Origin of the sequence: Sphaerotilus sulfidivorans, from assembly GCF_013426975.1 — a bacterium.
Taxonomy (GTDB): domain Bacteria; phylum Pseudomonadota; class Gammaproteobacteria; order Burkholderiales; family Burkholderiaceae_C; genus Sphaerotilus; species Sphaerotilus sulfidivorans.
In genome coordinates, this window is the sequence record NZ_JACCPY010000016.1 from 49,413 (window position 1) to 63,631 (window position 14,219).

Consider the following 14,219-nt stretch of genomic DNA (forward strand, 5'->3'; position numbering starts at 1 on the left):
CGCAGCGGCGATACTGCGGCCCATGTCGATGCCTGAAGGAATGTCCGTTCACCGTCACGAGCTGACGCCCGGCCTGCTGGTGCTGCACGGCAACCGGCTCGAGCTGCTGCAGCAGGCGGTGTTCGCCTGGCTGGACCGCCAGCCGCTCGATCCGCTCGAGCCCGATGTGCTGCTGGTGCAGAGCAACGGCATCGCCGAGTGGATGAAGATGTCGCTGGCGCGGCGCAGCGGTGTCTGCGCGGCCTCGCGGGTGGAGCTGCCGGCGCGCTTCCTGTGGCGGCTGTACCGGGCGATGCTTGGCCGCGATGGCGCGCCGGCGCGCTCGCCCTTCGACAAGGCGCCGATGACCTGGCGGCTGATGCAGGCGCTGCCCGGCTGGGTCGAGCGGCCCGGCTTCGAGCCGCTGCGCCAGTTCCTGGAGGCGGGTGCCACGCGTGGCGATGCGCGGGACGATCCAGTGCGCCGGCTGCAGCTCGCCGAGCGCCTGGCCGACCTCTACGACCAGTACCAGATCTACCGCGCCGACTGGCTCGACGACTGGGGTCGCGGGCGCGAGGTGCTGCGCCTGGGCGACGGCCGCGAGATGGCGCTGCCCGAGGCGCAGCGCTGGCAGGCGCGGCTGTGGCACGGCCTGCTGGCATTGCTCGACGAGGGCGGCCGGCGTGCGGTGCGCAGCGACGTGCACCGACGCTTCGTCGCGGCGGTCGAGGCGGGCGACGCGCCGCGCCAGCCGCTGCCGCGCCGGGTGGTGCTGTTCGGGCACAGCCATCTGCCGTGGCAGACGCTGGAGGCGCTGGTGGCGCTGTCGCAGCGGGCGCAGGTGCTGCTGGCGGTGCCCAATCCCTGCCGCTTCCACTGGGCCGACATCCTCGACGGCCGCGAGCTGCTGCGCACGCTGCGACGGCGCCAGCCGCTGCGCGGCGGGCTGGACCTGGCCGAGATCCCGCTCGACCGCATGCACGCGCATGCACATCCGCTGCTGGCCGCCTGGGGCCGGCAGGGGCGCGACTTCATCCGCATGCTCGACCGCTTCGACGATGCGGCCGCCGCGCAGTCGCGCTTCCAGCTGCCGCGCATCGACCTGTTCGACGAGGACCTGGACGCGGCCGACGATCCGGTGCGCGGCGTGCCGCTGCTGGTGCGGGTGCAGCGCGCGATCCGCGACGGCCTGCCGCTGCCCGAGATCGTCGAGCGCGAGGCCGCCGCGCCGCCGCTGGCCTCGGACGACCGATCGATCCGCTTCACGATCGCGCACAGCGCGATGCGCGAGATCGAGATCCTGCACGACCGGCTGCTGGACCTGCTGGCCGAGCCGCCGACGGGCCCGGACGGCCGCCCCGGCGCGCCGCTGGCGCCGCGCGACATCGTCGTGATGGTGCCCGACATCGAGCCCTGGGCGCCGCTGATCCATGCGGTCTTCGGCCAGCACGCGCCCGGCGACGCGCGCCGCATTCCCTACGAGATCGCCGACCTGAAGCTGCGCGGGCGCCAGCCGATGCTGGTGGCGCTGGAATGGCTGCTCAAGGTCACGCGCCAGCGCTGCACCGTCGGCGAGCTGCGCGATCTGGTCGACGTGCCGGCGCTGGCGGCGCGCTTCGGGCTGCAGGACGCGGACCGCGCCACCGCCGCGCGCTGGCTCGAGGGCGCCGGCGTGCGCTGGGGGCTGGATGCGGCGCAGCGCGACGGCCTCGGCCTGGGCGCCTGCGGCGAGGTCAACAGCGGCCTGTTCGGGCTGCGCCGCATGCTGCTGGGCTACGCCCACGGCCGCCTCGACGAGGACATGGACGACGAGGGGAGCCCTTCGCCCTGGCTGCACATCGATCCCTACGACGAGGTCGGCGGCCTGGATGCCGGCATCGCCGGCTCGCTGGCAGCGCTGATCGCGGCGCTGCGCCGATGGTGGAGCGAGGCAGCCACACCGGCCACGCCCCCGGTCTGGCAGCAGCGTGCGGTGCGGCTGCTCGAGACCTTCTTCGAGCCGGTCGACGAGACCGACCGGCTGCTGCTGTCCTCGCTGACCGAAGCGCTCGGGCGCTGGCTCGACGACTGCGAGGGCGCCGGCTTTGCGCCGCCGGTGCCGCTGGAGGTGCTGCGCGAGGGCTGGCTGGCCGGCGTCGACGAGCCGAGCCTGAACAGCCGCTTCCTGGGCGGCGGCGTCGTGTTCTGCACCCTGATGCCGATGCGGGCGATTCCGTTCGAGATCGTCTGCCTGCTGGGCATGAATGACGGCGACTACCCGCGCCGCGCACCGCGCAGCGACTTCGATCTGCTGGCGCTGCCCGGCACGCAGCGCCCCGGCGACCGCGCCCGCCGCGACGATGACCGCATGCTGATGCTCGAGGCGCTGCTGGCGGCTCGCCGCGGCCTGTCGATCAGCTGGTCCGGGCGCAGCGTGCGCGACAACAGCGAGCAGCCGCCCTCGGTGCTGGTGGCGCAGCTGCGCGATCACCTGGACGCCGGCTGGGGCGCGGGCCTGTCGAAGCGACTGACGACCGAGCACCCGCTGCAGCCCTTCAGCCGGCGCTACTTCGAGATCGCCGAGACCGGGCGAGCCGGCGACGGCGAGGCGCCGGGCACCTGGGCGCGTGAGTGGCGCCAGGCCCATGCCGATGCGCAGGCCGGCGCGGCGCTGCCCGGGCCGGCGACGGGCGCCGCCACGGCGCCGCCACCGGCCCGCGACGACGAGCCGCTGACGCTGGCGCGGCTGGAGCGCTTCCTGCGCAATCCGGTGCAGCACCATTTCCGCGAGCGCCTCGATGTCGAGTTTCCGCCGCTGGCGGTGCAGGCCGCCGACGACGAGCCGCTGGCGCTGGGTGCGCTCGACGAGACGCTGCTGCTGCGCGAGCTGCTCGACCAGGACCGCGGCCGGGAGACGGGCGCGCCGATGACGCTGGCGGCCTGCCGGGCCGAGCTGCTGCGGCGCACCGCGCGGCTGGCGCGCCGGGGCGAGCTGCCGCTGGCCGGGCTGGGCGAGCTGTGGCGGCTGCGCTTCGCGCGCCAGAGCGCGCCGGTCTGGCGCGAGTGGCAGCGCGCGCGCCACCGGTGGTCCGAGCCGGTGCGGGCGCTGCAGCTGGCGGTGCAGCATCAGGACCTGCGCATCGACGACTGGCTCGATGCGCTGCGGCGCGAGCCCGGCGCGCCGGCCGAGGCGCCGCCGCTGTGGCTGGCGATCGAGGCGCGCCGGCTGTGCCGCCCGATCACCTCCGGGCCGGACAAGGGCGCGCTGGCGCCGCAGGCCGACAAACTGCTGCGGCCGTGGCTGCGCCTGCTGCTGGCCGCCGCCTGCGGCCATGTGGTCGAGGGCCGGCTGATCGGTCGCGACGCGGTGCTGCGGCTGCAGCCGCCGTCGGCGCAGGCCGCCCGCGAGGCGGTCGAGGCGCTGCTGTCGGGCTGGAGCCGGCAGCGCGAGGCGCCGCTGCCGGCGGCGCTGCGCACCTCGCTGGCCTGGCTGAAGGGCCTGGACGAGGAGCGCGCCGACGAGCGCGCCCGCACCGCCTTCGAGGGCGGGCAGGGCGCCCGCGCGCTGCCCGGCGAGGGCGAGGAGCCGGCGCTGGCGCGGGTCTTTCCCGACTGGGAGACGCTGCGCGAGGCGCCGGACTTCGAGGGCTGGACGCTGGCGCTCTACGGTCCGCTGCACGCCTGGGTGCGCGACGGTGGCGTGACGGTCGAGCCGCTGGGCGATGCCGAGGCCGGCGACGAGGACGAAGGCGCCGGCGCGGCCGGTGCGGAGGACGCCCCATGAGCACGCGGCTCGATCCGCTGACCCTGCCGCTGCGCGGCTCGCGCCTGATCGAGGCCAGCGCCGGCACCGGCAAGACCTGGACCATCGCGGCGCTCTACCTGCGCCTGGTGCTCGGCCACGGCGACCACGGCACGCGCGAGCCGCGGGCGCTGCTGCCGGCGCAGATCCTGGTGATGACCTTCACCCGCGCGGCGACGCGCGAGCTGTCCTCGCGCATCCGCGAGCGGCTGATCGATGCGGCGCGGCTGTTCCGCGACCCCGCGGCGCTGGCGGCCAGCGGCGACGCCTTCGTGCAGGCGCTGGCCGCCGACTGCGCCGACGAGGCGGCCCGCTCGCGCGCCGCGCATCGGCTGGCGCTGGCCGCCGAGGGCATGGACGAGGCGGCGGTGCACACCATCGACGCCTGGTGCCAGCGCACGCTGCGCGAGCATGCCTTCGACAGCGGCAGCCTGTTCACCGAGGAGCTGGTCGCCGACGAGGCCGAGCTGCTGCAGCAGGCGGTGCTCGATGTCTGGCGCCGCGAGGTCTATCCGCTGCCGATGGCCGCGCTGGAGCTGCTGCACCGCCAGTGGCCCGATGCCGAGGCGATGGGCCGCCAGGCCCGGCCGCTGCTGATGCACGAGGAGCTGCTGGACACCGCCGACGGCGCGCAGGCGCTGCCCGACTGGCTGCCGGACTGGGTCGAGACGCGCCGCGCGCGGCTGCTGGCGCTCAAGGCCGGCTGGGTCGAGCGGGCCGAGGCGATGTTCACCTGGATCCATCGTCAGCAGAACGGACCGAAGCCGCCGTTCAGCGGCGTCAAGGTCAATCCGAAGTCGCTGGAGAAATGGCACGGCCAGATCGTCGCCTGGGCCGAGGATGCGCTGGCCGAGCGGCTGGTGCTGCAGCCCGACACCGGCGTGCGGCGGCTGACGCCCGACGGCCTGCGCGAGGCGCTGAAGAAGAACCACGACTGCGGCGAGATCCCGGCCGCCTTCGCCGAGTTCGAGGCGCTGCAGGCCGAGCTGGCGGCGCTGGAGCCGCCGGGCCCGCGCCTGCTGCGCCATGCGGCGCGGCGCATCGCGCAGCGGCTCGACCAGCTCAAGCGCGCCTCGGCGCAGTTCGGCTTCGCCGACCTGCAGCGCCGGCTCGAGCAGGCGCTGGCGGGCGAGGCCGGCCCGCGGCTGCGCGAGGGCATCCTGGCGCAGTACCCGGTCGCGCTGATCGACGAGTTCCAGGACACCTCGCCGCTGCAGTACCGGCTGTTCGACCGCCTCTACCGGGTCGCCGACGACGATCCGGCCACCGCGCTGCTGATGATCGGCGACCCGAAGCAGTCGATCTACCGCTTCCGCGGCGCCGACATCTACAGCTACCTGGCGGTGCGCCGTGCCACCGCCGGGCGCCACCACGCGCTGGGCACCAACTACCGCTCGACGAAGGCGCTGGTCGGTGCGGTCAACGCGGTCTTCCTGCAGGCCGAGCAGCGCCGGCCCGGCGAGGCCTTCGGCTTCGGTGGTCCGGCCGAGCCGGGTGCCGGCCGCGAGGCCACGCTGCCTTTCGATCCGGTCGGCGCGAAGGGGCGCGACGAGACGCTGGGCCGTGGCGACACCGCGCTGCCGGCGCTGCAGATCGAGTGGCTGCCGACGCCGCTGCCGGCTGAGGAACTGCGCGAGACGCTGGCGCGCCGCGCCGCCGAGCGCATCGTCGACTGGCTCGACGACGCGAGCCTGGCCTTTCGCCGCCCCGGCGGCGAGGCGCGCCGCCTGGCGCCGGGCGACATCGCGGTGCTGGTGCGCAACCGCCGCGAGGCCGAGGCGGTGCGCCGGGCGCTGCGCCGGGCCGGCGTGGCCTCGGTCTATCTGTCCGACCAGGATCCCGTCTTCGACACCGCCGAGGCGCGCGACCTGCTGCGCTGGCTGCAGGCGGTGGCCGAGCCGCAGGACACCCGGCTGGCGCGTGCGGCCTTCGCCACCGCGACGGTCGGGCTGTCGCTCGACGAGCTGGCGCGGCTGGTGCACGACGATGTGGCCTGGGACGCGCGGCTGGCGCTGCTGGCGCAGCTGCGCCGCGTCTGGCAGCGCCAGGGCGTGCTGACGCTGGTGCGCCAGACGCTGCATCTGCTGGACCTGCCGGCGCGCTGGCTGGCCGGCCAGGAGGTGGCCGACGGCGAGCGGCGCCTGACCAACCTGCTGCACCTGGGCGAGCTGCTGCAGTCGGCCAGCAGCCGGCTCGAGGGCGAGCAGGCGCAGATCCGCTGGCTGGCCGAGCAGATCTCGGGCCTGGGCAGCGGTGGCGGTCAGGCCGGCAGCGACGAGCGGGTGGTGCGGCTGGAGAGTGATGCCGAGCTGGTGCAGGTCGTCACGGTGCACAAGTCCAAGGGCCTGGAATATCCGGTGGTGGTGATGCCCTTCGCGGCGTCGGCGCGGCCGGTGAAGAAGGGCGATGCGCCGTTCGTCGAGCGGGTCGATGCCGAGGGCCGGCGCCGGCTGGACTTCGCGCCCGACGGCGAGGCGCTGGACGAGGCCGAGCGCGAGCGCCTGCGCGAGGATCTGCGGCTGTTCTATGTCGCGCTGACCCGGCCGCGCCATCTGCTGTGGCTGGGCGTCGGCCTGGCGCGCAAGCCGCGTGCACAGAACGAGCATCTGCTGCACCAGAGCGCGCTCGGCCATCTGCTCGGCGGCGGCGCCGCGATGACGGTCGATCAGGTCGGACAGGCCCTGCAGGCGCTGTGCGCGTTCCGGCCGCCCGATCCGTTCGTGGCCGGCGCGATCGAGGTGACGCCGCTGCGGCCGGTGACGCGGCGCCCGCGCCTGCAGCGCCGTGCGCCGGCGCATCCGCTGGCCGAGCCACCGGTCTACCGCGCCGCCTTCGATCGCGACTGGGCGGTCGGCAGCTTCACCGCGCTGGTGCGCGACCTGAAGGAGGCGACGGCTTCGCCGCGGCTCGAGGCGGACGCCGAGAGCGATGCCGATGCCGAGGTCTGGGACCGCTCCGGCCTGCCGGCGCTGTTGGCCGATCCGCGCCGTCAGGAGCAGGTGCGCGAGGAATGGGCGGTGCAGCCGACGGGCGATCCCGCCGTCGAGCCTGCGGCCGAGACCGGGGCCGAGCCGGCCTGGCACCGCTTTCCGAGCGGTCCGCTGCCGGGCAACTTCCTGCACGAGCTGCTGCAGCTGCTGGCGCAGGAGGGCTTCGGCTGTCGCACCGAGCCGGCGGTGCGCTGGATGGCCCAGCGGCGCTGCAAGCGGGCCGGCCACGGCGAGCGCACCGAGGAGGTGCTGGACTGGATGGACGCGGTGCTGGCCGCGCCGCTGCCGCCGCTGGGCGGGACGCCGCTGACGCAGATCGTCACGTTGCTGCCGGAGATGGAGTTCTGGATGCCGAGCCAGCAACTCGACAGCATCGCCTTCGACCGGTTGTGCCGCCAGGCTCTGCTTCCTGGCCGCGATCGTCCTGCACTGGTCTCGCGCCAGCTTGACGGCATGCTGATGGGCTTCATCGACCTGGTCTTCGAGCACGAGGGCCGCTGGTGGGTGATCGACTACAAGTCCAACCGCCTGGGCGAGCGCGACGCTGACTACGACCGCGCCACGCTGGAGCGCGCGGTGCTGGCCCATCGCTACGAGCTGCAGTCCGTGCTCTACCTGCTGGCGCTGCACCGGCTGCTGCGCAGCCGTCTGGGGGCGGACTACGACCCGCAGGCCCACCTGGGCGGCGCCATCTGCCTGTTCCTGCGTGGCATTCACGGCCCGGAGCGGGGCTGCGTGCTGCTGCGCCCGACCGCCGAGATGCTCGATGCGCTTGATCGCACGGTCGGACCGCTCCCGGACAATGGATCTCATGACTCGATCTGACCTGCCCCTGCAGCCTGACCGGTTCGAACCTTCGGACGAGACGCCGGAGCCTTGCGTCTCGGTCGTGGCTGACAGGCCGGACCGTTCCGAGTTGCTCGACCTGCTCACCAGGGACTGGGGTGAAGCGAGCAAGGAGGACAAGAGACTCCAGAAGCCCTGGCTGCGCCGCATCGACGTGGCGCTGGCGAGCTGGCTGGCCGACGAGTGCCCCCAGGCCGGTCCTGAGCTGCTGCTGGCCGCCGCATTGCTGGCGCAGCGCGAGGGCCGTGGCCACACCTGCATCGAACTGACCGAACTGCTGGCGCAGCGTCGCCCCGGCGCGGCCGCGCGTGCCGACGACGAGGGCTGGCTCGACGGTCCGGCCGTGGCGCAGCAGGCGCTGGCGGCGCTGCTGCAGCGCCTGCCGGGCGAGCTGGCCGACTGGATGGCGGCGCTGCGCGACAGCGGCGCGGTCGAGACCGCGCAGGTCCGGCGGCCGGGCGCACCGCTGCGGCTGGAGGACGACGGCCGGCTCTACCTGCGCCGCCACTGGCGCGACGAGCAGGCGGTGGCGCAGGCGGTGCGCGAGCGGGTGCGTCCGGCGGATGCCGTCGAGGCCGCCGGCTGGCCGACGCCCGATCCGGCCGAGGTGCGCCGCTGGCTCGACCGGCTGTTCAGTCCGCGCGATCCGAAGGACGGGCCCGACTGGCAGCGCATCGCCTGCGCGGTGGCGCTGCGCGGCCGGCTGGCGCTGATCACCGGCGGCCCCGGCACCGGCAAGACCTACACCGTCGCGCGGCTGCTGGCGCTGGGCTACGCGCTGCATCCGGCGCCGCGCACGCTGCGCATCGCGCTGGCCGCGCCGACCGGCAAGGCCGCGGCGCGGCTGAAGCAGTCGATCGATCTGGCGCTGCAGCAGCTCGGCCAGGCGCTGCCGGGCGTGCTCGACTGGGCCGACCTGGGCGAGCGCCTGCGCGAGGCCACCACGCTGCACCGGCTGCTGGGCGCGCGGCCCGACACCCGCGTGCTGCGCCATGACGCGCGCCATCCGCTCGAGGTCGACCTGCTGGTGGTCGACGAGGCCTCGATGGTGCATCTGGAGATGATGGCCGCGCTGCTGGCGGCGCTGCCAGCCTCGGCGCGGCTGGTGCTGCTGGGCGACCGCGACCAGCTGGCTTCGGTCGAGGCCGGCGCGGTGCTGGGCGACTTCTGCCGCGGTGCGGTGCATGGCCACTACGACGCCGACAGCGCCCGCTGGATCGCCGACTGCACCGGCCAGGCGCTGCCGCCGGCGATGTGCCTTCCGGCCTCGCGCGACCGGGAGGCGGGCGCGCCGCCGCTGGTGCTGGCGCAGCAGACGGTGATGCTGCGCGAGAGCCGGCGCTTCGGCGGCGCGATCGGCCGGCTGGCGCTGGCGGTCAACGACAACGATGTCGGCCGCGCCGCGCAGGTGCTGCGCGAGCGCGACGACGCGGTCGCGCGGCTGACGCTGCCCGAGGGCGCGACCGAATCGGCCGCGCTGGCGCAGGTGGTGGCACTGGCGCTCGACGGCCGCCCCGGCGCACCGCAAGGCTATGCCGCCTGTCTGGACGCGCTGCGTGCCGGGCCGGACGGGCCGGACGAGGCGGCCCACCAGCGCTGGGTGGTCGGCGTGCTGCGCGCCTTCGACCGCTTCCGGCTGCTGTGCGCGCTGCGCGAGGGCGACTGGGGCGTGGCGGGCCTGAACGCACTGATCGAGGCGCGGGCGCGCGCACGCTGGCGCCTGGCCGCCGGCGAGTGGTATGCCGGCCGGCCGGTGATGGTCACCCGCAACGACCCGGCGCTGGGCGTGCACAACGGCGATGTCGGCATCGCGCTGCCCTCGGCCGACGGGCGCAGCCTGCGGGTCTGGTTCGTCGACGGCGACGACCTGCCGCCGCGCTCGGTGATGGCCAGCCGGCTCTCTCGGGTCGAGACCGCCTTCGCGATGACGGTGCACAAGTCGCAGGGCTCGGAGTTCGCGCATGTGGCGCTGGTGCTGCCGCCGCAGATGAACCCGGTGCTGAGCTGCGAGCTGGTCTACACCGGCATCACCCGCGCCAAGGGCGCCTTCACGCTGGTGGCGCCCGACAGCAGCGTCTGGGCGCGTGCGCTGCAGCGGCGCACCCGGCGCGCCAGCGGGCTGCCGGGGCTGCTGAGCGGCTGAGCGGTCGGATCAGACCGGCGTCACCCGGAACAGCTGGTCGGTGCGCACGCTGGAGCAGGTGCGCTGCTGCGCCTTGCGCCCGAGCAGCAGGTCGAAGCCCATCTCGACGCACTTGTTGCTGTGGCGGTTGCGCAGCATCACCTGGCCGGCGGCGACCTCCTCCAGCCGCCAGTGCAGGTCGCGCTGGCCGTCGTTCAGGCCGATGGTGATGTCCACGCCGTCGAGCGTCGACAGCAGCGAGCCCACCTTCATCACCAGCCCGGTGGCGTGCTGCGGCACCAGGATCTGGCTGCCCTCGGCCTCCGGCACCAGGCGGAAGCGCTGCGCCGAGGCGCTGCCGCAGGCCTGCGCCTGCAGCTTCGTGCCGGCCAGACCCAGGTTGAGGAAGGCACCGACGCAGGCGCCCGAGGCGGTGCGCAGCTGCACCACCGGCTGGCCCGAGAAGCCGGTGTTCAGGAAGTTCGCCGGCGTCGAGCCCTTGGCGTAGCCCGCTGCGCCGACCGCCGGCAGTGTCACCGTTGCGTCGGTGGCGCGGCCGCTGCCGTCGTTCGTGACGCTGGTGGTCGAGCCGGGATGGCCGTTCGGAATGCGCAGCTCGGGGTGATCGAAGGGCGCGGCGTGGAAGCGCACGCGGTCGTCGGTCAGCGCCTTCAGGAACTCCACCAGCGCGGTCTTCTCGTCCTCGGTCAGCCCGAGCGAGGTGATGTCGGCATCCAGGTCGGCCAGGTTCTGGTCGTGGAAGTTGCCGCCGCGGTTGTAGAACTCGATCACCTGGCGCAGCGTGGCCGAGTCGCCGTTGTGGAAGTAGGGCGCGGTCAGCTCGACATTGCGCAGCGTCGGCGTCTTGAACTGGCCGTTGACCGCAATCCGCTCGGTGGCGGAGACCGCCAGATTGGGCGCGATGCCGGTCAGCGCCTGCATCCGGCCGAGCTGCGCCAGCGCCGACAGCGCCAGCGGGTTGCCGAACGGGTCCTTCCCGCCGGCGCCGAGGTCGTCGAGCGTCGGGCGCACGCCGATGTTGTAGAAGCCCTCGTCATAGACGGCGGTTGCGCCGTTGCCCATCGTCATGCGTGCCATCGGGGTGGCCAGCATCTTGCGCACCGAGGCGTTGGTGAACTCCGCGCCGCCGTGGCAGTTGACGCAGCGTCCCTTGCCCATGAACAGGCCGAAGCCCTGCTGCGCCGAGGTCGACATCGCGGTGGTGGTGCCCGCCGCCCAGCGGTCGAAGGGCGCGTCGTCCGACACCAGCGTGGCCTGGTAGAGCTGCAGCGCCAGTCCGAAGAACAGGCTGAAGTTGTGCTGCATCTGGGTGTACTGGTTCGCCGCCGGCGTCGAGGTCAGCGTCACCAGCGTCTTCGAGCCGTCGGCATTCACCTGGATCAGCCGGTCGCCGTTCCACCACTCGGGGCGGAAGGCCTTCTTCACCATCGCGGCGTAGTTCGCCTCGTTCAGGCCCTGGCCGCTGCCGTGGCGACGCGCGCCCAGCACGCTGTCGGTGCTGCTCACCGCCTGGGTCTGCAGCGGGCGCAGATAGAGCATCTTGCGGCCGATGTCGGCGAAGCTGCGGCCCTGCGCGCTCATCTCGAAATGGTTGCCCGGCGGGCCCGAGGCCTGCGAGGCCAGGCTGGCATGGGTCAGCCGCACGGCGGTCGGCTGCATCGACCAGGTGGCGCCGTTCTGCACGTTCCTGAACACGCGTGCATTCGGGTCGCGCAGACCGAAGGGGTTGACGCCGTTGAACACGAACTCGGCGCGGCCATCCCAGAAATTGCGCAGGTTGAAGACCGCGTTGATGACGGTGGGCGTGTTGCGAGGCTCGACCCGGCGGGTGTTGATCCCGGCGATGCGGAAGAGCGGATCGGCCACCAGCGCACGCTGCTCGGTGGTCGAGGCGTACCAGGTGGCGTAGGCGTCCTGCAGCAGCGTGCCGTTGCTCAAGGGCGGCATCGTCGGCACGCCGAACAGCATGCCGGTCACGCCGTTGAACTGCTCCAGGAACACGCCCTGCGAGGCCGCCACGTCGTTGACCGAGCGCTGCACCGTCGAGTTGCGGTTGTTCGGGTCGGCCAGCCTGTGCAGCGGAAAGTCGGCCAGCGTGAACTGATAGTTGAGGCCACCGAGCTGGAAGCTGGTGTCCGGATTCGGCGACGTCAGCGACGCCATGCGGTTCAGGCCCGGCGAGAGCTGGTTCTTGCTCCGGCTGTCGGCGCCGGCCTGGAAGTGGCAGGAGGCGCAGGCGGTCTTGCCGTCGCTGCCGAGCTGCAGGTCCCAGAACAGCGCCTTGCCCAGCGCGATCGCCTCGGTCCTGCTCTGCACGAACTCGCCCAGATTGGGCGGCTCCGGCCGGGCGACGCCCTTCAGCGAGGTGGGCGCATTGACCGGCTCGGCGGTCTGCGCGAAGACGGCCTGGCCGCCCAGCGCCAGGGCGCTCAGCGTGAGCAGCGCGCAGGCGCCCATCAGCGGCAGCGCCCGTGGGTGGCATCGGTCCGGCTCCGAGGACAAGGGGCGCGGCAGGGCAGCGAGGCGAGACGTGCGCATGAGATCTCTCCGATTGATACCTTGAGTTACCAAGAGTAAACAATTGTTTACATCTGGGGGTCGGAGAGCATTCGCCTGGACCGATTTTTAAGCGGATCCTCAGTTTCCTGGACGGATGCGATGTGTTTCCGTCACTTCGGTCAGCGTCTTCAGAAAGGCCACCAGTGCGGCCTTGTCCTCGGCGGACAGGCCCATGCCGGCAGGCGGATGCTTGGCCAGGTTGGGATCGAGATTCGGGGCGCGCTCGACGCCGTGGTCGTAGTGGTCGATGACTTCCTCGAGCGTGCGCAAGCGCCCGTCGTGCATGTAGGGTGCGGTCAGCTCGACATTGCGCAGGCTCGGCACCCGGAAGCGGCCGCGGTCGCTCTCCAGCCCGGTGACGCCGGCGCGGCCGGGATCGTCCGGGCGGCCCTTCAGACGCGGCAGGCCGATGCTGGCGAACTGCTGGCTGGTGAACAGGCTGCCGCCGTGGCAGTGGAAGCAGTCGGCGCCGCGCAGACCCTGGCGCGGGTCGTGCTCGGTCAGGAAGAGCTCGAAGCCGCGCTTCTCGGCCGGGCTGAACTGCGCGCGGCCCTGCATCACCCGGTCGAACTTCGCGTCCTGCGCCACCAGCGTCAGCAGGTACTGCTCCAGCGCCAGGCCCAGGCGCGGTGCGCTGACCGGACCGCCGAAGGCCTGACGGAAGCGCGCCTGCAGCGCCGCATCCCGCCCGAGCCGCTCGACCACCTGCGGCAGCCGGTCGCCCATCTCGTGCATCAGCTCGATCGGACGCAGCGCCTGCTCGCGCAGCGTGCTGCGTCCGCCATCCCAGCCGAAATGGCGGCTCCAGGCCAGATTGCTCAGCGCCGGGGTGTTGCGCCGGCCTTCGCGGCCGTCGATGCCGCGGCTGGTCGCCCGGCCCGGATCGACGAAGGTCCGGTCGGGCACATGACAGGTCGCGCAGCTGATGCGCCCGTCGCGTGACAGGCGCGGATCACCGAAGAGCTGGCGTCCGAGCGCCACGCCCTGCACGGTCAGCGGGTTGTCGGCCGGCAGCGTGACCCGGGGCAGGTGGGCGCCCACGCTCCAGCGGTAAGGCGTGGTGCCGATGGGGGCCGCGCCGGAGGCGGTTGCGTTGCTGCGCGGGTCCGCTGCCGCCTGCGGTGCCAGCGCCTCGACCCGGAAGGCGCGTGCCAGCGCCGCCCTCAGCGCCCGCGAGGGCGGATCGTCGCCGCGCGAGTGGGTCGAGTCGCCGTCCTTCGAGATGTCGACCGCCGCCAGCAGTCGGCCGGCATCGAGCTTCAGGCGCAGCGTGCCGCCGGCGGCCAGCTGCAGCGGGCCCGGCAGCGTCACGGCGATGCGGTTGATGTCGCCGGCCAGGTGATAGGAGAAGCCGCCGGTGCGGCCGGCGCTGGCGCGGTCGAACTGCCACAGGCCCTCGATCGCGGCGAAGACATAGCCGCCGGTCCAGCCCCAGTGCATGTCGTTGACCAGCGGATGCAGCGGGTCGCCGGGCGCGAGCCGGTTCGGGTCGGCATGGTTGGCCTCGGGCGCGACGCCGATCGCGAAGCGCAGCGCGCGGTAGCGGCCCGGCGCCAGGCCCGGCAGGGGCTCGTGCCGCTCGGGCAGGGCGGCGCGGAAATGGCCATGCCAGCCGGCCGGACCCACCCAGCGGCCATCGCCGGTCTGCAGCTGCAGGCCCGAGAGCATCAGGTCGAGCCGGCTGATCGACAGCGCCCGGCCGCGCCGGTCCTGCACCGCGCCAAGCCGGTCGGGCTCCAGTGCCCGGCCGGTCCGGTCGATGACCTGCAGCGTGATCCGTGGCGTGGGTGCCTGTGGTGCGGGTGACGCGGCTGGAGCCGCCGCAGCCGAGGCCGGCAGCAGGCAGACCACGGCAAGGCGGGCGATCCGCCGTGCAGAGAGAAGCGGGATGGATGTCAGAGCAGAGCGCATGCGCGAAGGC

General features: G+C 73.6%; 5 protein-coding genes. 3 read left to right on the top strand and 2 right to left on the bottom strand.

The window, feature by feature from the left end:
- Positions 1 to 40 precede the first annotated feature (40 nt).
- The 3 genes from recC (at position 41) to recD (ending at position 9,739) form a co-directional block, all read left to right on the top strand.
- Complete coding sequence (recC, locus tag HZU84_RS11410; protein ID WP_180692916.1) at positions 41 to 3,742, top strand: exodeoxyribonuclease V subunit gamma; 3,702 nt, start codon at positions 41 to 43, stop codon at positions 3,740 to 3,742.
- The gene (recB, locus tag HZU84_RS11415; RefSeq protein WP_149504117.1) at positions 3,739 to 7,575 is read left to right on the top strand and encodes an exodeoxyribonuclease V subunit beta; all 3,837 of its coding nucleotides are present in this window, start codon (positions 3,739 to 3,741) and stop codon (positions 7,573 to 7,575) included. Before recC ends, recB begins: the two co-directional genes overlap by 4 nt.
- Positions 7,576 to 7,666: 91 nt before the next feature.
- On the top strand, positions 7,667 to 9,739 hold the full coding sequence (recD, locus tag HZU84_RS11420) for an exodeoxyribonuclease V subunit alpha (protein WP_180692917.1): 2,073 nt from the start codon (positions 7,667 to 7,669) through the stop codon (positions 9,737 to 9,739).
- 9 nt (positions 9,740 to 9,748) lie between these two features.
- On the opposite strand, the gene HZU84_RS11425 is transcribed toward recD, so the two are convergent.
- Together HZU84_RS11425 and HZU84_RS11430 are read right to left on the bottom strand one after the other, a co-directional pair.
- Positions 9,749 to 12,277, bottom strand: coding sequence for a cytochrome c peroxidase (locus tag HZU84_RS11425; RefSeq protein WP_149504115.1), 2,529 nt, complete (start codon positions 12,275 to 12,277; stop codon positions 9,749 to 9,751).
- Between the two features lie 99 nt (positions 12,278 to 12,376).
- Complete coding sequence (locus HZU84_RS11430) at positions 12,377 to 14,149, bottom strand: MbnP family protein (protein WP_180692918.1); 1,773 nt, start codon at positions 14,147 to 14,149, stop codon at positions 12,377 to 12,379.
- Between the last annotated feature and the right edge of the window lie 70 nt (positions 14,150 to 14,219).